Genomic DNA, 461 nt, shown 5'->3' on the forward strand with positions numbered 1-461 from the left:
TAGAGCGTTTCCCGAGTTTTGTGAATCGAAAGGATTCCCAAATCAGGCGTGATGTGATTCACGATTGATGTTGGTGATGGAGGCCAACATGGATGGGAAAGATACTGTCTATGGATTTGAGGTCTCGCGTGATTGGCGCGGTTGAGGGTGGGATGAGTTGCCGTGGGGCGGCGGGGCATTTTGGTGTTGCGCCGTCAACTGTGATCCGCTGGCGGTCTCGCCAAAAGGAGATGGGTAACTTTGAGGCACGCCGACGTGGTCGCAAGGCTGGTTCAGTTTTGGACGCTTATCGCGACTTGGTCTTGAGTATTTATGAGGCTAACATGGATGCGACGTTGGCAGAGATGTGTGCGGCGCTGGCTGAGAAGGGCGTGCACACCAGTAAGTCGAGTTTGGATCGCTTCTTTGCCAGCATTGGCTTCACGCGTAAAAAAAGACTGGCCACGCGATAGAGCAAGATC

At 53.4% G+C, this 461-nt stretch carries 1 protein-coding gene; it reads left to right on the forward strand.

Features of this window, described 5'->3' with window-relative positions; all coding sequences use genetic code 11:
- The first annotated feature begins 110 nt into the window (after positions 1 to 110).
- On the forward strand, positions 111 to 452 hold the full coding sequence (locus tag B7364_RS07900) for a helix-turn-helix domain-containing protein (RefSeq protein WP_157893575.1): 342 nt from the start codon (positions 111 to 113) through the stop codon (positions 450 to 452).
- Positions 453 to 461: the final 9 nt, after the last annotated feature.

This window comes from Aquidulcibacter paucihalophilus (genome assembly GCF_002105465.1).
In the GTDB taxonomy this organism is placed as follows: domain Bacteria; phylum Pseudomonadota; class Alphaproteobacteria; order Caulobacterales; family Aquidulcibacteraceae; genus Aquidulcibacter; species Aquidulcibacter paucihalophilus.